An 18,738-nucleotide genomic window follows, 5' to 3' on the forward strand; every position below is an offset into this window, starting at 1 on the left:
GTCAGGGCTCGCGCTCGGAGGCGCGGGCCGCGGCGCCCAACCGGGCCGCCACGTCCGGGTCCTGGATGAGCTGGAGCACACCGTCGTGGCGCAGCAGCGCGGCGGTGTCTCCTCGCGCCAGGGCCTGCTTCAGCTTCGGGTCCTGCAGCAGGCGCTGGAAGCGAGGGTCCTTGCGCAGGGCCTTGTAGGCCGGGTCGTCCTGGAGCCGACCCGCGCGCTTCGGATCACTGGCGGCCTTGGCGACCTCCACCAGGTTCTTCACCGGGGCGAACTGCGTCATCTCGAAGAGGTTGTAGCGGCGGGCGACCTCGATGGAGAGCGACTCCTTCGGGGACAGGCCCACGCGGCGGCCCGCGATGACGACGTGCTGTTCGAAGAAGGCGATGGCGCTGAGGACGACCCAGGCGATGATGCCCATCTTCGCGCCGCCCAGCACGAAGCCAAGGAAGCGGTCCACGCCCCGGTTCTCATTGTGCTGACCGGTGGAGAGGATGCGCAGCAGCAGCGCGCCCAGGGCGTAGCGCACCGCGAGCCACGTGCAGATGAACAGGAGCACCGTGCCCACGATGGCGCCCAGGAAGAGCGGGCTGCCCAGGGCCTCGGCCAGGTGTGGGGCCGCCACGGGGCCCAGGCGGCCCGAGGCGAAGTAGCCCACCGCCAGGCCCACCACGTTGGCGACCTGGCGCGACGCCCCAGTGATGGCGCCGATCATGGCGAAGAACAGCACCAGTCCGAGGATGATGAGGTCGATGACCATGGGCGCCGCCGTCAGCGGATCTTGAACGAGCCGCCCTTGTCGCGAGCCTCGTCCTGGGACTGCTTCTGGACCTCCGCCAGCCGCTCCTTGTAGCGGGCGTTGGAGGGCTCATAGGTGAGCGCCATCTTCAGGTTCCGCTCGGCGGCGGACCAGTTGCCGGCGTCCGCGTCCTTCTGCGCCTGCTGGAAGAACTGGCGTCCCTTGGGGTGGGTGCCGATCTGCTCTTCCTGCTCCTTCTTGGCGGCGGCCTTGGTCTCCGCTTCGGAGGCTTCGGTGAAGCGCAGCTTCTGGGCGCGCTCGGGGCCCGTCACGTCGACGACGTACTTCTTGCGCTTCGTGTCGTCGCGCAGGACGTAGTAGGCCTCGGTGACGCGCTTGTAGAGCTCGTTGATGCGCTCCTTCAGCTCCTTGGAGTCCATGTGGAAGAAGCGGTCCGGGTGGTAGGTGCGGCTCTCCCGGTAGAAGGCGCGCTTGATGTCCGCGGGGGTGGCGGTCCTCTCCAGCATGAGCACTTCGAAGTAGTCGAGCTGGTCCAGCTTCGCGCAGCGCGATTCCAGGTCGGCGAGCTGCTGGATGTCCAGTCCCAGGTCCGTTGACGCAGCAGGCGCCGGCGGTGGCGTGACCGCCGTGGCCGCAGCCGGGGCGACGGGCGGGACGATGGGCGCCACGGACGGAATCGAGGGCACCGCGCCAGGTGGAGCGTGTGGGGCCGGCGTCAGCGGTGCGATGCCTGGGACGGCGGGCGGCACGGACGGAACGGCGGGCGCCACGGACGGGGGAGGGCGCGGCGGCGTGGCGCCGGCGGGCACCAGCGCTGGGAGGGACATGGTGGGCCGGGCACCGGGCTTCTGCTGTGGGGCCGTGGAGGGCGTCACGGGAGGGACAACCTGTCCCAGCGCGAGTACGGGAGGCGGCCTCGACGCTGGTGCTGTCCCTTGGGAGCGCGCCGGTGCGGAAGGTACGGCGCCTGCCTGCGGCGCGGCTGCGGGGATTGCCGGGGCGACTGTCGGGACCGTCCTCGTCTGGGCCGGAGCGCGGGGCGCTACCGGTGCAACGGAGGGGACGACGCCTGTCGGTGAGGGGGAAGCCGGAGCGCCCAGGGGTGCGATGGAGGGCACTGCGCCCGCGAGTGGAGAGGCGGCCCCCACGGGAGCGATGGGGGGAACGACACCCGCCGCGCTTGGCGACGCTGTTGCACCCACGGGCGCGATGGCAGGGGCAACGGCGGGGATTGCGCCCACGGTGGGACGCTGCGCCGGAGGAACTGCTCCGGCCGGACGCGGAGGAGGCGTGTTTCCTCCAACTGCCGGGCGGGGCGCGGGCGTCGGTGCTCCCGCGGCATTTGGATTCGAGCCCTGGCTCGGGGCGGACGTGTTTGCTCCAGTGGCAGTGGCGCCAGCCGTCGCGACGCGTGGCACGGGCGTACTCGCGCCAGCGGCGGGGGAGGCCGGTGCCGGTCGCGAAGCAGGCGTGGTGGTGCCCGCGGGGGGCACGCGAGGTACAGGTGTGTTGGCGCCTGCGCCCGTCACCTGGCTCGGTACGGGCGTGGCGGCCCCCGCTGCTCCGGTAGGCGGACGCGGTACGGGCGTGGCAGCCCCCGCTGCTCCGGTAGGCGGACGCGCTACGGGCGTGGCAGCCCCCGCTGCTCCGGTAGGCGGACGCGGTACGGGCGTGGCAGCCCCCGCTGCTCCGGCGGCCGGGCGCGGCGCGGGTGTCCGAGCGTCAGCCCCGCTAGTTCCCTGCGGAGCCGTGGGCGCCTGCACGCCAGGGGGCGCGAGCGCCGAACGTGGCACGGGTGTCCGAGCGTCAGCACCAGTTGCACTCGCGCTAGCCGCCGTACCCGGCGCGGACGCCGAGGTCCCTGTGCCAGCTCCCGCCGGGCGCGGCACCGGCGTCGTGGCGACCGCGGCGGATGGCGCATCTCCAGAAGCACTCCGTTGCCCCGGGACTGCGCCAGTTGCCGGCTGCCTCGCGGCAGGGCTCGTCGTGGCACCCATTGCAGGAATCGCAGGCAGCGTCGTGGGCGTGCCTCGCGGCGCAATCCCCGAACCTGGCACGGGCGGCACCGCACCCGACGCCGGACGTGCCGGCGCCGCCGCGGGACTCGCACCCGGTGCCGGCGCACGTCCTGGAGTGGAAGGCGCGCCCTCTCCAGCGCCCGTCCGCACCGTGGGAATCCCCGTCGTCGTGGCCCGGGGCGGCACAGGGGGCGTCACGCCGGTGGGACGTGCGACAGGTGTTCCCTGGGGCCGAGGCGGCGGAGTCGGCGCGCTGGCGGCGGGCGACGACGGAATCGTCGCGGGCGTGACGGGGCCGGGGACGGCGGCCGTCACGCGCGGGACGGCGGGCCGGGCGGGCGTGGCCGGTGTCCCGGGCGTGGCTCCCGGCGGTTTGCCGGCGCTGGGGTCTGAAGGCTCGGACATCGGCGTGGTCGAGTCGCGGCCTTACTGCGCCGCGGCGGGCAGGTCGTCGCTGTTGTGGCCAGCAAGCCGGATGTTCCGGTTGGCCTGGATGGACTGCTGGATATCGGCCTCGCTCATGCCGGAGGACAGGGTGATGGAGGTCGACGTCTTCTGACCCGTCGCCGTGTCGCACGCGGATACGTGCACCAGGCCATCCGTGTTGATTTCGAAGGTGACTTCAATCTTCACCTCGCCGCGATAGCCGATGCGGAAGCCCGCGAACTCGAACTCGCCGAGCATCTCGCACTCGTCGGCGCGGTTGGACTCGCCCTGGTACACGCGAATCTTCACCTTCTCCTGGCCGTCGCGGCTGGTGGTGAACGTCTTCGAGCGGTCGATGGGAACCGGCGTGTTCTTGTCGATGATCTTCTCGGTGTACCCGCCCACCGTGCCGATGCGCAGCGACAGCGGCGTGACGTCCACCAGGAACGTCTGCGTCTTGCTGTCCAGCAGCGCGTGCGACTGGAGCGCCGCGCCCATGGCCACGACCTGGTCCGGGTTGATGCCTTCCAGCGGTTCCTTCTGGAAGTAGTGCTTCACCGAATTGCGGATGATGGGCAGCCGCGTCGGCCCGCCCACGAGGATGACCGCGTCGATGTCGGCGGCCGTCAGGCGCGCGCTCTGCAGCGCCTCGTCGCACACCTTGAAGGTGCGCTGCACCAGGTCCATCACCATTCGGTTGAACTGGTCCTGGTTGAGCTGCCCACGCAGGTCCATGACGTTGCCGTCCGCGTCCTGGCAGATGCCCTGGCAGAGAATCTCCGCGGAGCCCGTCTGGCCCACGTCGATCTTCGCCTTCTCCGCGGCCTCCTTGAGCATCTGCAGGCAGAACTTGTTCTGCCGCACATCCAGGCGCGTGCGGGCCAGGAAGTCATCCGCCAGCCACGTCATGATGCGGTCGTCGAAGTCGTCGCCGCCCAGGTACGTGTCGCCCGCGGTGGCCAGCACCTCGAAGACGTCCTTGCCAATCTCCAGGATGGAGACGTCGAAGGTGCCGCCGCCCAGGTCGTAGACCACCACGCGCTGGTTGACGTCGCGCCCGAAGCCGTACGCGAGCGCCGCGGCGGTGGGCTCGTTGAGGATGCGCAGCACCTCCATGCCGGCGATGCGGCCCGCGTCCTTGGTGGCCTGGCGCTGGTTGTCGTTGAAGTACGCGGGCACGGTGACCACGGCCTTGGTCACCTCCTGGCCCAGGTACGTCTCCGCCACCGCCTTCAGCTCCTTGAGCACCAGCGCGCTGATCTCCGGGAGCGAATAGGAGTGCTCGTTCATCGCGATGCGCACCGAGTTGTTGTCGCCCTCGACGATGCGGTACGGCATCACCGCCTGCGCCTTCTTCACCTCGTCGGAGAAGTAGTAGCGGCCGATGAGGCGCTTGGCGGAATAGACGGTCTGCTCGGGGTTGGTGATGATGTTCTTCTTGGCCGCGTTACCGACCAGGACCGAGCCATCCTCGAGGAACGAGACGCAGGAGGCGTGAGTCGTCTCTCCCCACTCGTTGGGGATGACGATGGGCTGGCCGTCCTGGACCACCGCCACGCACGAGTATGACGTGCCCAGGTCGATGCCGATTGCGATGTCGTCCGCCATTCCGTCTCCGGTGAAGACCTTCAGCAGAGGGCCGTCGGTGAAGGGCACGGAGGTTAGGCACCCTCAGAAGCGGGTGTCAACGTTCCCGTGTCAATAAAGCCCAGCCATTTCAAGGGCTTAGCGAGGGTGCAAGGGAGCATGCCCACTGGCTTGAGGGGGCGCTCCGAGGCCATTATCTCTCATGGCGAAGGGGGTTTACTCATCCATGTCCGTCATCCTCGCCGCTCTGACGTCCGACCCGAACCTGCTGCGCTGTGAGCTGCACCGCCTCCAAGGCCAGGTCCTGCTCCAGGGGGAGCCGAGGGCGAACGCCTTGGGGGTGGGAGCCTACGCCCAGGAGGAGGTCCTGTTGCGGCGCTTCTCCAGCGGCGAGGAACTGACCCTGGATTCGCTCGTGCCCCCGCATGAATCGGAGGCGCTGCTGTTCCACGCCGGCAAGCTGCCCGTGGGCTTGTCGCTGGAGGAGAACACCCAGCCCTTCCGCTTCCGGCGCTGGTTGTTCGCCCTTCATGGCGGCGTACAGGGTTTCGAGCTGCTTCGTGCCCCGTTGCTGGCGTCGCTGCCGGACCACCTGCGGCGTCAGGTGCGCGGCGGAACCGAAGGGGAGCTGCTGTTCGCCGTCTTCCTCAGGCGCCTGCGCGACCTGGGCCGCACGGAGGACCCACGGCTGGAGGCCGAGGTCGCTGGACGCGTGCTGGCGGACACCGCGCGCGAGGTGGTTCAGGCCGCGGCCCAGGCCGGCGTGACACGCACGCCCACGCTCAACCTGGTGGCCACCAACGGCACCCTCCTGGCGGCGACCCGGTACGGCGAGCACCCCTTGTACTGCACGCGGCTGGAGGGGGCGGCCGAATGCGAATTGTGCGAGGTGACGCCCTCGACACCCGACACGCATCCCGCGGTGGGAGCGCACCGCCGCCGTCGCACCGTGGTGGTGGCCAGCGCGCTCAAGCGCACCACGGGATGGGTGGAGCTGGCTCATGGCCACACGCTGACGGTGGGGCCGGATCTGCAGATGCACGAGCTGTCCGGCACGTAGCGACGTGCGCGAGGCAGGCGCCTGGAGGCCGCTCCCGAAGGGGATGCAGACCTCGGCGCCACCTCGTGGAAGTCCCGGCGGTCCCGGCATGAAGCGCTGAACTCCCGAGCGCGCTTCACGAATACCCCTCATTCACACCCAGGCTTTCCCGAGATGGGCGCTCGGGGTCCGGAATGACTGCGGTCCTCTTTACATCCCCGGAGGGGAAGTGCTTCCATAGAGGGCGTTTCATTGAAATATTGAAGATTCACTGGATTCCAGGTGCTCGCGCCTCCCATGCTCTCAGAAGTTGAGCCGATGTTCAGCATCGAGATCCGCTTGAGGTCGGATGCGGCGGTCGCCGCCGCGTTGAGCCGCCGCTACGCCCGTGACCATGGCCTGACGGCGCAAGCCAGCGCCGAGGTGGCGGTGGTGGTGAGCGAACTGGCCACCAACCTGGTGCGCCACGCGGGGGGCCGGGGCTGGGTGGAGCTGTGGCGCGAGGCGGAGTGGCTCTTCATCCGCTCCCGCGACCGCGGCCCCGGCATGGAGGACCCATCCCGGTTCTTCGCTGGCAGGGAAGGGCGTCCGGGCCCGCTGCCTGGAGAAAGCCTGGGCGAAGGCGGGGCCGCGGTGCGACGGCTCACCGACGACGTCCAGGTGGCCAACCGCGAAGGTGGAGGGTTCGAGGTGCTGGCGCGCAAGCGGGTGGTGGTCCAGGCGAAAAGGAGGCGCGGGTGAGCGGTGGTTTGGTGTGCTCGGCGCTGTTGCGCGCCTTGCAGCACTTCATGTCGGAGATGGCGGCGCGGTTGGTGCTGCGAGGCACCGTTGAGTCCCTCCGGCTGTCCCTGGACACGGCGACCGCGGCGGACCTGCCGCGCATCATCGAGGCGCTGGAACCCGCCACTCGCCACTTCGTGGACCCTTCTCGCCGGCCGCAGATGATGGCGCAGCTTCGCGCACAGCTCGCGCCCTCGGCGGGGCCGGAGGGCGCGGCCACTTCCGCCTTGGCGGAGGTTCGGGCCACCACCTATCTGGTGCGCACGGAAGCGGACGCCAGTCACGCGCGGCTCGCCGCCCGGATGCTGTGCGAGTCCCTGGGCGGGCGCGGCTACGAGTGCCAGAAGGTGGCCACGGCGGTGAGTGAGTTGGCGCGCAACCAGATTTCGTATGCGGGGGGCGGCACCATCCAGCTCTCGCCGCAACTGGCGCCCACGCGGCTTCTGCGTGTCAGCGCCGAGGACTCCGGGCAAGGCATCCTGGACCTGGAGCGCGTGCTGTCGGGGACGTACAAGAGCAAGACGGGCATGGGCCTGGGCTTGTTGAGCGTGAAGCGGTTGGCGGACCGCTTCGACGTGCGCACCGGCCCGAAGGGCACGCAGGTGGACTTCGAGGTGTGGCTGTGAGGCTCGCGGTCGCCCACCGCTCCCGTCCCAAGGTGGGGGAGTTGGAGAATGGCGACGGCGTCATGGTGCGCCAGGAATGCGCCCGGACGCTGGTGGCTGTGTGTGCATGCCGCACAGTCGGGGCATTGTACCAAGATGAGGTATGGGAACTACGCTAGGGCTCCGTCCCACGTGGGGGCTGTGTCCACCTCCGCGCAGATGCTCCCCGTTGACGAATCGCCGTGGTGGCATTCCATTGGGTGAGGTCTGATGGTGCGGCTTAATCGGGACCGGATGGAATCAAGGAGCGGGTCGATGGCCGGCAACTCAGGGGAAGACAACGCCAACCCGGGACACGCCCGGGAGGTCGCCCCAGAGCGCCCTGACGAGGGCGAGTCGCCCGTGCTGGATGGCGTGTCGGATGCGGAGCTGGACGCCATCGTGGGCCAGCTGCGCACGGACAAGAGCCTTCGTGTCCGGCCCAGCGCGCAGCCGCGCTACCGCGAGGCCACGCAGTCGGAGCGACTGCACCGGGGCGCGGGCCGTTCACGGGCGTCCAACTTGGGCGAGGAGGAGGCGCCGCCGAAGGAAGCCGCGCCCGTCGTGAAGCATGCCTGGTACTTCGTCACGGGCGGCGCGGCCTACGGACCTCACGACCTCGCGGACCTGAAGGCCCACGTGGATCGGGGTTTTCTGGGCTTTGATTCCCTGTGCTGGCGCGAGGGATTCAGTGAGTGGCTGCCCCTGGGGCGCATCCCGGAACTCGCTTCCGCGCTGCTGCCGCCGTCCGTGCCGGCGGGACCTCCGCCCGTTCCGCCGGAAGCGTCGGGGACCTTCATGCCCCAGGCTGCGCGCGCGGTGGACGTGTCCGAGGCCACCACGGAGCGGGTGATCCTGAACGCACCGGGCACGGTGGTGCCCCCCTTCGCGGCCATTGCGCCTGCCGCCGTTGTGGCCACTCCCGCGGTGAGCGCTGCCGCCATGCCGCAGACGCAGGCGTCCGGCGCATCACTTTCCGTGGATGTCCCAGGGGCTCCGGCCGCGGGCGTTGTCGTCGGGCCTGCTCCGGAAGCTGTTGTCGCGACGCTCGCACCGGAACCTGTCACCGCGCCGGCCGCGAGTGACTTCGCCGCGTACGGAGCCTCGGCGTCGGACCCGATGCCCGTGGCGGAGCCCGTGGGAACCCACGCGGTGCTCGCGTCGCCGTCCCCCGAGGAACGCGCGCGTCGCAAGCGCCGGCTGGGTTTCATCCTGGCGGGCGGTGCCATCGGCGGCGTGTCGGTGGCCCTGGCGCTGAGCGTCTTGGGCGTTGGGGGCGGCCGTGGTGCCGCGAGCCCCGGTGATGCCGTGGACACGACGCGTGGCACCGATGCGCCGCCGCCCGCGGAACAGCCGGTGGCCGCCGCGCCCACGCCGGAAGCGGTCGCGGCTGCGAGCCAGGGCGGCGCGGCGTCTGGTTCCTCCCCGTCAGCGGGCGGCACAGGCAGGGCGAGCCCTGGCCTCAGCGGCGCGGGCGTCGCGACGTCGGCCGCCGAGAGCGCGCGCGACCCGAGCCCGGTGCAGGAGTCCACACGCCCATCGACGCCCTCGCTCTCGGCCGTTTCGGTCGATCGCGGAGGCCGCGTGCCGGAGCTGACCGGCACGGAGAGCACGGCGCGCGCCGCGACCGGCGGCGGACGGCCGTCGCCGGAAGAGCGCGTCTTCGAGCGGCCCACGGGCAGTCTCTCCTCGCGAGACGTCGCCGTGGCCTTCGTCATCGGGAAGCACTCCGTGGCGCCTGCTCCGGATCCGGAGCCCGCCAAGCGGCCCGCGACGACTGTGGCGGAAGCCGCGACGGCTGGTAGCTCGGAGGACGACCTGGGGCCCGACGCGGACTTCGACCGCATGCTCTCCGGCCCAGGGCCCAACGCCACCAAGCACCACAAGCCGACCGTCTATGTTCCGCCCGACCCGACGGCGCCGCGCGAGTCGCTCGACCTGGCCACCGTCTTCGCGGTGGTGCATGCCCGGCGTTCGGAGCTCGCGGCGTGTGCCCGGGAGCAGTCCGCGCCGCCGCAGGAGGGGGACCGGGCGGTGCTGCGCTTGAGCGTCCTTCCGAGCGGGAAGGTGGAGTCCATCACCACCGAGACGCCGTGGCTGCGAGGCACGTCGCTCGTGCGTTGCATGCAGCAGAAGATAGGCGCCTGGACGTTCCCCAGGCATCGAACGCAGGGAGCGCCCGTCGTCTTTCGATACGAGTTCTGAGCCGCCGCGAGGAGCGCCCATGCCTGCTTACGTCCTGATCGAGGTCTCGGTGCACGACGCGCAGACCTACGAGCGGTACAAGCAGCTCGCGCCTCCGTCGCTCAAGCCCTACGGGGGCCGCTACCTCGTCCGGGGCGGCCCCACCCAGGCCCTGGAAGGCACCTGGCAGCCCCCTCGCTTCGTCCTGTTGGAGTTCCCCAGCGTGGAGCTCGCGAGGGCCTGGTGGGCATCCCCGGAATACGCCGCCGCCAAGGCGCTCCGCCACGAAAGCGCGCACTCCATCATGTTGCTGGTGGAGGGCGTGCCGGCCACGACGCCCGTCACCGAAATAGGGGAGTCGCCGGCCTGAGCGGCCGCTGGAAAGCCGAAGCCCGGCGCCAGTCCGCGGTGTGTCGCGGGCCGGGCCGGGCTCGGGTGTCTTCAGTGAAGCGGGAGGGCTAGTTCACGCCGACGGCGGTCCAGCTCTCCTTGACCTTCGCCACTTCAGCGGAGTCCGCGCCGTAGAGGTCCGTCGCCGCGTTGATGGTCGCGGTGCGGGCCTGGGCGAACGTGGTGCTCGGCGTCATGTAGTGAGCCAGGGCGCGGTAGTAGATCTTCAGGCCCTTCTCCATGCCGATGGCGTCCTTCACCTCGATGCCGGACGTGCGGTTGGTTCCGCCGTTGGTCAGCAGGTAGAAGGCGTTGTTCGCGATGCCGCTGGAGCCGTGCACCTCGGTCTGCTTCGGGTAGTTCTTGTAGTTGTCGACCGAGTAGTTGTCCTTCGTCGGATCGTCCATGTAGCGCAGGCCGTCGGTGGGGTCGCCGTCCTTCGGCGTCCAGGCCGTCTCGCCCACCGTCCAGTTGAACTTCACGTCGGGGTTCTTCTGGGACGCGTACCACTCGAGGCCAGCGCCCATGATGTCGCTCATCGCCTCGTTCAGACCACCGGACTCGCCGCGGTAGATGAGGCCGGCGGTGCGCTCGGTGAGGCCGTGGGCAATCTCATGGCCCGCGATGTCCAGCGCGGTGAGCGGACCGGAGTTGCGGCCGTCGCCGTCGCCGTAGCTCATCTTCTCGCCGTCCCAGTACGCGTTCACGTAGTTGTTGCTGACGTGGACGTAGGACACCAGCTTCTCACCCGCGCCGTCGATGGAGTCACGGCCGAGGATGTCCTTCATGTAGTCGTACATCATCTGGCCGCCGTAGTGCGCGTCCACCGCGGCCTTGTTGCGCTCCGGGTCCGTGGCCTCGCCCCAGACGTCGTTGTTGTCCTTGATGGGCGTCTGGCCGCTGGCGCGCTCGCGGTTCATCGCGTCGTAGGTCGCCACGCCCTTGCCGCGCGTGCCGTCCTCGAGCGTGTACGTGCCGTCCGCCTGCTTCTTCGTTTCCAGCGCGACCTTGCCGCTGTACATGGACGTGTCGTCCGCGATCTTCTCGCCGGGACCGGGCTCGTTGGGCTCAACGGCCTTCGGGGTGATGGTCAGGCCCCAGCTGTTCAGCGTGCCCGTGTCGCGGCGCGCGTTGTCCTTCACCGACAGCGTCCACTCGCCCTTCGCGGACTCGCCCGCGAAGCCGCTCAGGTCGAAGCTGCCCTTGATGTGGTCCGCGCTGCCACCCTTGCGGTTGTGCACCGTCTCCGACTTGCCGGAGGGGCTGGTGAGCGTGACCGACAGGTCGCCCTTGAACGTGTGGTCGATGTCCAGGTCCAGCTTCAGCTGGTCCACGGTGCCGTCCTGGGTCACGTTGATCTTCGACGTGACGGTGGCCAGGTCGGCGATCTCCGCCTTCGGCGTGGCCGAGGCCTTGATCTCGGAAGCCGTCGCGGCAGCGCTGTGGGCGTGGTCGGCGTGGTCCGCGCCTTCGGCGTGGGTGTGGCCGTGCGCGGCGCCGTGCTGGCGGGCGAAGCCGTCAATGGTGTTGAACTGCTCGAAGAGCTTCCCGGTGTTGGCGTCCACCAGGTAGTTCATCTTGCGCGGATTGTCGGTGCCATCCACGTTGGTGACTTCCACCCGGTAGGCGGAGTGGTACTCACCGGAGATGTCCTTGTAGATGACGCGCTCGGAGTTCGGCTGGCGGTCCGGCTTGCCGTCGAACGCCTTCATCGCGATGTCCAGGGCCTGGCTGTGCGACACCTTGGGCTTCTCCTTGCCCAGGCCGGCCGGAATCTCAGACTGGTCGCCGGTGGTGCTCTTGACCTTGCCCTCGGCGTCGAGGTGCGTGACGACCTGCTCGCCGAAGACCTTCACGCCCTCGTGCTGGCGGTCCAGACGCACGTGCGTCATGCCCAGCGAGTCACGCTCCACGCTCTTCGGCGTGTACGCCGGGAACTGCACGCCGCCGATGATGCCGGGGTTGCGGATGGAGGTCTGGGTGGAGGGGGCCAGGTGCGCCAGCGACGTCTGGATGGCGGTCTGCGCCTCGCGGCTTTCCAGGGAGAGCCGGCCCACGGGAGGCGGCAGCGGCTTCAGCGTCTTCTCCGCGCGCGCCAGGTCCGACGTCTTGGCCGCGGGGCCGAACCCGTCCTTGATGACGTTCGGGGCGATGGTCGCGGGCTTCGCGGCCGTCTTCGACTGAGCCTCGGAAGCAGCAGTGGAGCGAATCGTGGGCTTCGGACCTTCGGTGCGGCGAATCGTCATTGGGGGTCTCGAACTCAGTGCAAGGGGGTTGAAGAGTTATCGCCGCAGTGTGGCGGGAAGTTTCTTGTGATATTTTCGACGCAATAAGCCATTCTCGAAAGGCAAGTAAAACCTTGTCGCGGTTCCGTTGAAGTCAGGTTACGGGCGTGTAAACACGCCCGTTTTTCACGGGTGGTGTGCGCGGCGCTGCTGCACGGAGTGGGGGGCGCGGCGAAACTCGGCAGAAATCAGCCGAAAAAAGAAACCTCGAGAAACCGCACATAGAGGTTGCAAGCCGCGTGAAACAAGGCGGCGCCGATGACGGTGCCGGTGCGCTCCCGCATCCACCCGAAGATCAGCGCTGGGAAGAACACGGACAGCCGCCACGCCTGGAAGATGGCCAGGTGGCCCAGGGCGAACAGCAGCGCCGTCAGCCAGAAGGCGGGGCCCAGCCGGCCCCCCAGGAACTTGCGGCCCTGGGGCCAGGCGTCGCGCAGCCGCGTCTGGACGTAGCCCCGGTAGAAGAACTCCTCCGGCAGCGCGACGACGAAGAGCTGGTCGATGAACCACTCGCCGAAGCGCGGGGGCAGGCGGGGCTGGAAGCGGGCCTCGCCCATCAGCGGAGTGAGGTGCTTGGCCAGCGCGGGGGGCAGGTGGGGCAGCACCTCCACGAACGCGGCGAAACCCAGGAAGAAGAGGGGGCCCACCACCGCGGACAGCAGCAGGAAGAGGCGCAGGTCCTCGCGCCACGCGCGCAGCGACAGGCCGTAGTCCCCGTAGTCCTCGTCCCGCCAGCGCATGGGGATGAGCGGCAGGTAGAGGAAGCCCACTGTCGCGACCAGCTTGGGGATGCTGGTGCCGCCCAACAGGAGGAAGGCGGCGACGATGGACAGGAAGCCCACCGCCCACAATCCCACCGCTTCCTGCACGGCGTTCGGTCGCCAGGGAGTCGTCACGGCCTGGGTCATGGCATGTCCACCGACGCCAACTCCATCTTCACGGCGCTCAGCGGAAGCACCCGGCAGCCGCGACGGTGCTTCTTCACCACCACCGCTACCAGCCGCCCCTCCGCGTCGAAGACGGGGCTGCCCGCGGGCAGGGCCAGGGGAACGTCATAGAAGGGGGCCTGGGTCGCACGGGCTCGCGCTGGCACGGGGCGCGCGGGCTGGCCCTTCTTGGCGGGGAGGACGCCCACCAGCCAGCGGCCGTCAAGGCTGTCTCCGTCCCGAAGCACCTTCACGGGCGCCGCCGGGTACGCGCCATCCGGAGCGGCGAGCACCGCCACCTGGAGGTCCTGGCTGGCCATCACCACGCGGGCGGGCAGCGTCTTTCCTTCGTGCTCCACCGTGGCGGCATTCAGGCCGGTGAAGCTGGCCCCCACTGGAGTGACGGAGGTGAGGACCTGCCCCGCGGACCCCACGAAGACGCCGGGCCCCGCGTTCCGAGGACCCTTGACGTGCACCACCGAGCGCCCGTGTCGCTCCAGCACCCGTTGGAGGTCGGCGCGCGAGGGCTTGTCGGCCTCCGCTGCAGCGGAGGCAAAGGGGAGGAGGAAGACGAGGAGCAGCGGCGGCAGGCGGGACATCGGCGGGTGCCGCAGCCTATCACCGGCGCTCGCGCAGCGCGGTGACGAAGCGGTCCGCCGGGAGCGTGTTGAGCACGTCCCCCTTCCGGGCCCAGCCCCGGCGCGCGGTGGCCACCGCGAAGGCCAGGTTCCTCAGGTCCTCCTTCTGGTGCGCGTCGCAGCTCACCACCAGGCGGACGCCCCGCTCCACGGCCTGCCGGACATATTCGGCCTTGATGTCCAGGCGCGCGGGCTTGCCGTTGACCTCCACGGCCACGCCGCGTTCGGCGGCCCGCTCCAGGACCTCGTCCATGCGGACGGGGTAGGGCTCCCGGCTATTGATGAGCCGGCCGGTGGGGTGCCCCAGAATCTGGAGGCAGGGGTTGTCCAGCGCGGCCAGCAGCCGGCGCGTCATCTGGTCCTCGTCCATGCCGTGCCGGACGTGGATGGAGCCGATGACGACCTCGAGCTGCTCCAGGACGCTGTCGGCGTAGTCGAGCGCGCCGGACTCCAGGATGTCGACCTCGATGCCCTTGAGCAGCCGCACGCCGGAGACGGCCGCGTTGATGCGGTCGATCTCCTCCCACTGGCGCTTGAGGTCATCCACCTTCAAGCCGCCTGCGTAGATGGCTGCCTCGCTGTGCTCGGTGATGGTCAGGTACTTCAGGCCCAGCGCCCGCGCCGCGAGCGCCATCTCCTCCAGGCTGTTGCGCCCGTCGGACCAGGTGCTGTGCGCGTGGACCGCGCCCTGGACGTCCTCCAGCGTGAGCAGGTCCTTGGGAAGCTGTCCCTCGCGTGCGGCCTCCACCTCGCCGTTGTCCTCCCGCAGCTCGGGGGGCACGTACTGCATGTCCAGCAGGGCGTAGAGCCCGGACTCCTCCGTCACGGGAACCTTGGTTCCGTCGTCCCGGTGGACGCCCCATTCGGAAATCTTGAGGCCGCGCTCCTGCCCCAGGTTGCGCAGGCGGATGTGGTGCGCCTTGGAGCCGGTGAAGTGGTGCAGGGCGGTGGCGAAGTCCTCGTCGGGCAGCACGCGCAGGTCCACCTGGAGGTCACCGGCCTCCAACCGCACGGAGCATTTGCTTTCGCCCTTGCCCAGCACCGCGGCCACGCCGGGTGCGTTCGCCAGGGCATCCAGCACCGGTCCCGCCTCCGGCGCGGAGGCGATGATGTCCACGTCCGCCACGGTCTCCGCCTGCCGGCGCACGCTGCCACCCAGGCTGGCGCGCACCACGCCCGGCGCGGCCTTCACCCGCTCCAGCAGCGCCGTGGCCACCGGCATCACCTCGCCCAGCAGCTTGCGCTCGCCGCGCGCGCGGCGGTACAGGGCGATGCCTTCCAGCATCTTCGCTTCGCTCTTCGCGCCGAAGCCGCGGAGCTGCCGCACGCGGCCCTCTCGGCAGGCCCGCTCCAGCTCCTCGATGCTGCTCACCTGGAGCTCACGCCAGAGCGTGGCCACCTTCTTCGGCCCCACGTCGGGCAGCTGCGTCAGCTCCAGCAGCCCGGGAGGAAACTGCGCCCGCAGCTCCTCCAGGTAGCCGAGCCGGCCGGTGGACACCAGCTCGGAGATCTTCTCGGCGAGCGCGGGGCCGATGCCTGGGAGGCTCTCCAGCCGGCCTTCCGCGACGAGAGGGCCCAGCTCCTGGGGAAGCCCGGCGATGCGGTCCGCTGCCATGTCATAGGCGCGGACGCGGAACCCGCTTTCGCCCTGGATCTGGAGCAGGAGGGAAATGTCACGGAGGACCTGGGCGACGGTGGCCTTGTCGACAGCGGTGGGGATGGTCACGTCGGGAGTCACAAGGAGAAGGTAATGCCCGGGCATCGGGAGTGCAGCCCGTCCCGCGTTGTGGGAAAAGGGGCCGCGATGACGAAGATCAAGCTGGGACCGGCGGACTTCGCCGAGAGGGAAATGCGGGGCTACGAGGTCGGCAAGCGCAACGTGTGTATCGCGAAGATCCACGGGCGCTACAAGGGCCTGGATGACTGGTGCAACCACGCCGGATGTTTGCTGTCCGGCGGACGCATCGAGGACAACATGGTCGTCTGCCCGTGTCATGAGGTCGGTTTCGACATGGACACCGGGCGCAACGCGACCTCGCCGGGGGTCTGTGACGACCAGCCGACGGTGCAGGTCGCGGTCGAAGACGGCGCGCTCGTCATCGATTGGCCCGACACGCCCTGAAGTCCCTCTCGCACTCCGGAGTACCTGTCATGGCACACGACGACGACCACGACCACGACCACGACCACGACCATGGGCCTCACGGGCACCATCATCATGACCACGGGCCTCATGGGCACCACGGTCATGACCACGACCACGCGCATCATCACCACGACCACCATCATCACCCCCCGCACGGCCACGACCACGGCCCGGCGGAGGAGCACAAGGCGCGAGCGCCGGTGCATGTCAGCACCTTCATCGTGACGTGCTCGGACAGCCGCGACGCGGCGCGCGATGACAGTGGCCGGGTCCTTCGCGAGGGCCTGGAGGCGGCGGGCCACGGCATTGCTGGCACCATGGTGGTGAAGGATGACCCGGAAGCCATTCGCGGCGCGCTGGAAGCCGCGCGCGAGGCGGGGGCACGGGCCGTGTTGTTCACCGGAGGCACCGGTATTGGCCGGCGCGACTGCACGGTGGAGACGCTGCGTCCGCTGTTCGAGAAGGAACTGCCAGGGTTTGGTGAACTCTTCCGGATGCTGTCCTTCCGACAGGTGGGGAGCGCGGCGATGATGTCCCGCGCCACGGCGGGCACCTACCAGGGGATGATTCTCTTCGCGCTGCCAGGCTCGCCCAAGGCCGTAAGGCTCGCGCTGGAGGCGCTCATCCTCCCTGAGTTGGGCCACGCGGTGCGTGAGCTGTCGCGTTAGCGTCCGCTCCGCGCCTGTCTCAAGCCATGAGAATGGCTGAGGCCGGCGTGTTTCGTCGCGAGCAATGTCCCCTGTTTTTGCCGGAAGTGTAAGTTGACGGTGAAGGCGGGGATTTCTATCCCTGCCATCTCAACCGCACGTCCCCGCATGGCAGTGGAGAAACGTATGAACATGAAGCGCCTCGCTTCAGTCCTCCTGGTGCTCTGTAGTGTCTCGGCGTTCGCGAAGGCGCCCCCGGCGAAGGCTCCCGACCACGAGGTGTGGATCACCCTCGGGTCCGATGCCCTCGAACACGTCAACGCCGCTTTCGCCAACGCCGGACATGCGGCGCCATCGATGAGAGGGCAGAAGGCGGACGTCACCGCGCTGCGCGTGCGTGAGTCCCAGCTCAACCTCATCTCGCGGATGATGCACGAGAAGCTCAACCGCTGCGGTGGCTTCATCTACCACGACACCGAAGCAGCCGCGCTCGCCGCCCTGGACCCGTCGGTCGCGGCGAAGGCCGCCAAGGCCACCGCCGTCACGTACAGCCTCGACAACGCGTCGACGGTCAACGCGTTGCACGCGGGGGTTCAGGAACTGGCCATCCGAGGAGTCATCGACCACCTGTCCAGCTACGCGACGCGTTACTACACGTCGACGACGGGCGTGACGGCCGCCAACTGGCTGAAGGGCCATTGGGAGTCGCTGGTTCCGCCGACGCGCTCCGACGTCACCGTTGAATTCTTCAACCACGCCTCGTGGGCGCAGCCTTCCGTCATCTTGACGATTACCGGCACCACCATGTCGGAAGAGGTCGTCGTGCTCGGTGGCCACCTGGACTCCACCAGCAACGGCAGCACGGCTCCCGGCGCGGACGACGATGCATCGGGAATCGCCACGCTCACCGAGGTGATTCGCGTGGCCATGCTCCAGAACTACCGCCCGGAGCGCACTGTGAAGTTCATGGCCTACGCGGCCGAGGAAGTGGGCCTGCGCGGCTCTTCGGCAATCGCCACCAAGTACGCGGCGGATGGAGTCGACGTGGTGGGCGTGCTCCAGCTCGACATGACGAACTACAACCAGCGGTCGAACATCGACGTGGCCCTGGTGAGCGACCGGACGAACGCGGCGCAGAACACGTTCGTCACCAACCTCATCGACACGTATCAGCCCGAACTCGAATGGAGCACGACGACGTGTGGCTACGCGTGCTCGGACCATGCGTCATGGACGAGCGCGGGCTTCGCGGCCTCGATGCCCTTCGAGGCGCCGCTGAGCGCGTCCAACCCGTACATCCACACCGTCAATGACACGCTCCACAACAGCGGGGGCGATGCCCGTCACGCGCTCAAGTTCGCGAAGCTGGCCGCCGCGTATGTGGCGGAGCTGGCGAAGGGTGGGGTGACGATTGACGCGACGCCGCCGGAGGTCGCCATCACCGCCCCTGCCGCCGGAAGCACGGTGGCTGGAATTACGACCGTCACGGCCTCGGCCACGGATGCTTCCGGTGTGAACCGCGTGGAGTTCTTCGTGGACGGCGAACTGAAGGCGACGGACACCACGGCGCCGTACGCGTTCGACTGGGACACGGCCGCGGTGCCCAATGGCAGCCACACCGTGACGGCGCGGGCGGTTGACCTCGTGGGCGTCGCGGCGACCAGCGCCGGGGTGTCCGTGACGGTGAGCAACGCGACCAGTACGGCTGGATTCGATTCAGTCCTGAGGGCGCCGCGGTGTGTCTCGGCCTCCAACGCGTGTGATTCCGGCACGCTGCTCAATGGCCGAGGCGGCTTCGTCGGGCCCGAGATGAACGCGCCGAACACCATCAAGAACTCCTGCAAGGACGGTTTGTCGGGTGCGCACCTGGTGGACCAATCGAACGAGCGCATCGTGGTGTCCACGCTGGACGGGACGAACTTCGCGCCGGGCAAGCTGGTGCGCGTCGATGCAACGGTCTTTGCCTACAACAAGCTCAATGACAAGCTGGACCTGTTCTACGCGGCCGACGCCAACAACCCTGTCTGGCAGCTCATCACCACGATGTCCGTTCCGTCCAAGGGCCTCCACACGCTGTCCGCCACCTACACGCTGCCGGAGGGCAGCGCCGCCCAGGCCGTGCGAGCGGTCTTCCGCAACCGTGGAAGCACGGCGCCTTGCATGGAGGGCAACTACAACGACCACGACGACCTCATCTTCGCCGCGCAGCCGTCCTCGTTGCTGCGTTGACGCTCCCGGTGCGTCGGGTCCCCAGGCTTCGTCGCTGTCTGG

The 18,738-nt window shown here is 69.2% G+C and carries 15 protein-coding genes; 8 read left to right on the plus strand and 7 right to left on the minus strand.

Annotated elements, in window-relative coordinates; translation table 11 throughout:
• Position 1 precedes the first annotated feature (1 nt).
• From F8M74_RS11955 to dnaK, 3 genes are all read right to left on the minus strand, one after another.
• Positions 2-757 carry a CvpA family protein gene (locus tag F8M74_RS11955; RefSeq protein ID WP_141255768.1) on the minus strand — a complete coding sequence of 252 codons (756 nt, stop codon included), beginning with the start codon at positions 755-757 and terminating at the stop codon, positions 2-4.
• Positions 758-768: 11 nt separating this feature from the next.
• Positions 769-1,632 (minus strand): J domain-containing protein, encoded by an 864-nt coding sequence (locus F8M74_RS11960; protein WP_228560470.1) that lies wholly within the window; start codon positions 1,630-1,632, stop codon positions 769-771.
• 1,569 nt (positions 1,633-3,201) lie between these two features.
• Positions 3,202-4,809, minus strand: coding sequence for a molecular chaperone DnaK (gene dnaK / locus F8M74_RS11965; RefSeq protein ID WP_141255783.1), 1,608 nt, complete (start codon positions 4,807-4,809; stop codon positions 3,202-3,204).
• A 205-nt stretch (positions 4,810-5,014) separates the two neighbouring features.
• On the opposite strand from dnaK, the gene F8M74_RS11970 reads away from it, so the two are divergent.
• The 5 genes from F8M74_RS11970 to F8M74_RS11990 all read left to right on the plus strand — a co-directional run bounded on the left by F8M74_RS11970 (position 5,015) and on the right by F8M74_RS11990 (position 9,805).
• Positions 5,015-5,848 (plus strand): class II glutamine amidotransferase, encoded by an 834-nt coding sequence (locus F8M74_RS11970; protein WP_171410336.1) that lies wholly within the window; start codon positions 5,015-5,017, stop codon positions 5,846-5,848.
• A gap of 276 nt (positions 5,849-6,124) precedes the next feature.
• Positions 6,125-6,568, plus strand: a complete 444-nt coding sequence (locus F8M74_RS11975; RefSeq protein WP_141255766.1) for an ATP-binding protein — start codon at positions 6,125-6,127, stop codon at positions 6,566-6,568.
• Complete coding sequence (locus F8M74_RS11980) at positions 6,565-7,233, plus strand: ATP-binding protein (protein ID WP_141255765.1); 669 nt, start codon at positions 6,565-6,567, stop codon at positions 7,231-7,233. Before F8M74_RS11975 ends, F8M74_RS11980 begins: the two co-directional genes overlap by 4 nt.
• A 294-nt stretch (positions 7,234-7,527) precedes the next feature.
• On the plus strand, positions 7,528-9,456 hold the full coding sequence (locus F8M74_RS11985; RefSeq protein WP_228560468.1) for a GYF domain-containing protein: 1,929 nt from the start codon (positions 7,528-7,530) through the stop codon (positions 9,454-9,456).
• 19 nt (positions 9,457-9,475) lie between these two features.
• The gene (locus F8M74_RS11990; RefSeq protein WP_141255763.1) at positions 9,476-9,805 is read left to right on the plus strand and encodes a DUF1330 domain-containing protein; all 330 of its coding nucleotides are present in this window, start codon (positions 9,476-9,478) and stop codon (positions 9,803-9,805) included.
• Between the two features lie 88 nt (positions 9,806-9,893).
• On the opposite strand, the gene F8M74_RS11995 is transcribed toward F8M74_RS11990, so the two are convergent.
• The 4 genes from F8M74_RS11995 to polX all read right to left on the minus strand — a co-directional run bounded on the left by F8M74_RS11995 (position 9,894) and on the right by polX (position 15,400).
• Complete coding sequence (locus F8M74_RS11995; protein WP_141255762.1) at positions 9,894-12,071, minus strand: M4 family metallopeptidase; 2,178 nt, start codon at positions 12,069-12,071, stop codon at positions 9,894-9,896.
• A gap of 227 nt (positions 12,072-12,298) precedes the next feature.
• Entirely contained in the window at positions 12,299-13,018 is a 720-nt protein-coding gene (gene mrtX, locus F8M74_RS12000; protein WP_141255761.1) for a myxosortase MrtX, read from the minus strand.
• The gene (locus tag F8M74_RS12005) at positions 13,015-13,635 is read right to left on the minus strand and encodes a serine protease (protein ID WP_141255760.1); all 621 of its coding nucleotides are present in this window, start codon (positions 13,633-13,635) and stop codon (positions 13,015-13,017) included. The genes mrtX and F8M74_RS12005 overlap by 4 nt, the downstream gene beginning before the upstream one ends.
• A 19-nt stretch (positions 13,636-13,654) precedes the next feature.
• Positions 13,655-15,400, minus strand: a complete 1,746-nt coding sequence (gene polX / locus F8M74_RS12010; protein WP_141255782.1) for a DNA polymerase/3'-5' exonuclease PolX — start codon at positions 15,398-15,400, stop codon at positions 13,655-13,657.
• 78 nt (positions 15,401-15,478) lie between these two features.
• Between polX and F8M74_RS12015 the strand changes: the two genes are divergently transcribed.
• From F8M74_RS12015 to F8M74_RS12025, 3 genes are all read left to right on the plus strand, one after another.
• Positions 15,479-15,796 carry a Rieske 2Fe-2S domain-containing protein gene (locus F8M74_RS12015; RefSeq protein WP_140862058.1) on the plus strand — a complete coding sequence of 106 codons (318 nt, stop codon included), beginning with the start codon at positions 15,479-15,481 and terminating at the stop codon, positions 15,794-15,796.
• A 224-nt stretch (positions 15,797-16,020) separates the two neighbouring features.
• Positions 16,021-16,488, plus strand: coding sequence for a molybdenum cofactor biosynthesis protein B (locus F8M74_RS12020; protein WP_141255759.1), 468 nt, complete (start codon positions 16,021-16,023; stop codon positions 16,486-16,488).
• 165 nt (positions 16,489-16,653) lie between these two features.
• Positions 16,654-18,696 carry a M20/M25/M40 family metallo-hydrolase gene (locus F8M74_RS12025; RefSeq protein WP_141255758.1) on the plus strand — a complete coding sequence of 681 codons (2,043 nt, stop codon included), beginning with the start codon at positions 16,654-16,656 and terminating at the stop codon, positions 18,694-18,696.
• The last annotated feature ends 42 nt before the right edge of the window (positions 18,697-18,738 follow it).

It is taken from the genome of Myxococcus sp. CA023, from assembly GCF_010998615.1.
Lineage (GTDB): Bacteria > Myxococcota > Myxococcia > Myxococcales > Myxococcaceae > Myxococcus.

Bases quoted from the DNA above. Each gene is read 5' to 3' on its own strand.
- F8M74_RS11970 (WP_171410336.1), top strand. From the start codon at position 5,015: ATGTCCGTCATCCTCGCCGCTCTGACGTCCGACCCGAACCTGCTGCGC.
- F8M74_RS11990 (WP_141255763.1), top strand. From the start codon at position 9,476: ATGCCTGCTTACGTCCTGATCGAGGTCTCGGTGCACGACGCGCAGACC.
- F8M74_RS12005 (WP_141255760.1), bottom strand. From the start codon at position 13,635: ATGTCCCGCCTGCCGCCGCTGCTCCTCGTCTTCCTCCTCCCCTTTGCC.
- F8M74_RS11995 (WP_141255762.1), bottom strand. From the start codon at position 12,071: ATGACGATTCGCCGCACCGAAGGTCCGAAGCCCACGATTCGCTCCACT.
- F8M74_RS11985 (WP_228560468.1), top strand. From the start codon at position 7,528: ATGGCCGGCAACTCAGGGGAAGACAACGCCAACCCGGGACACGCCCGG.
- F8M74_RS11975 (WP_141255766.1), top strand. From the start codon at position 6,125: ATGCTCTCAGAAGTTGAGCCGATGTTCAGCATCGAGATCCGCTTGAGG.
- F8M74_RS11955 (WP_141255768.1), bottom strand. From the start codon at position 757: ATGGTCATCGACCTCATCATCCTCGGACTGGTGCTGTTCTTCGCCATG.
- dnaK (WP_141255783.1), bottom strand. From the start codon at position 4,809: ATGGCGGACGACATCGCAATCGGCATCGACCTGGGCACGTCATACTCG.
- mrtX (WP_141255761.1), bottom strand. From the start codon at position 13,018: ATGACCCAGGCCGTGACGACTCCCTGGCGACCGAACGCCGTGCAGGAA.
- F8M74_RS12015 (WP_140862058.1), top strand. From the start codon at position 15,479: ATGACGAAGATCAAGCTGGGACCGGCGGACTTCGCCGAGAGGGAAATG.
- F8M74_RS12025 (WP_141255758.1), top strand. From the start codon at position 16,654: ATGAACATGAAGCGCCTCGCTTCAGTCCTCCTGGTGCTCTGTAGTGTC.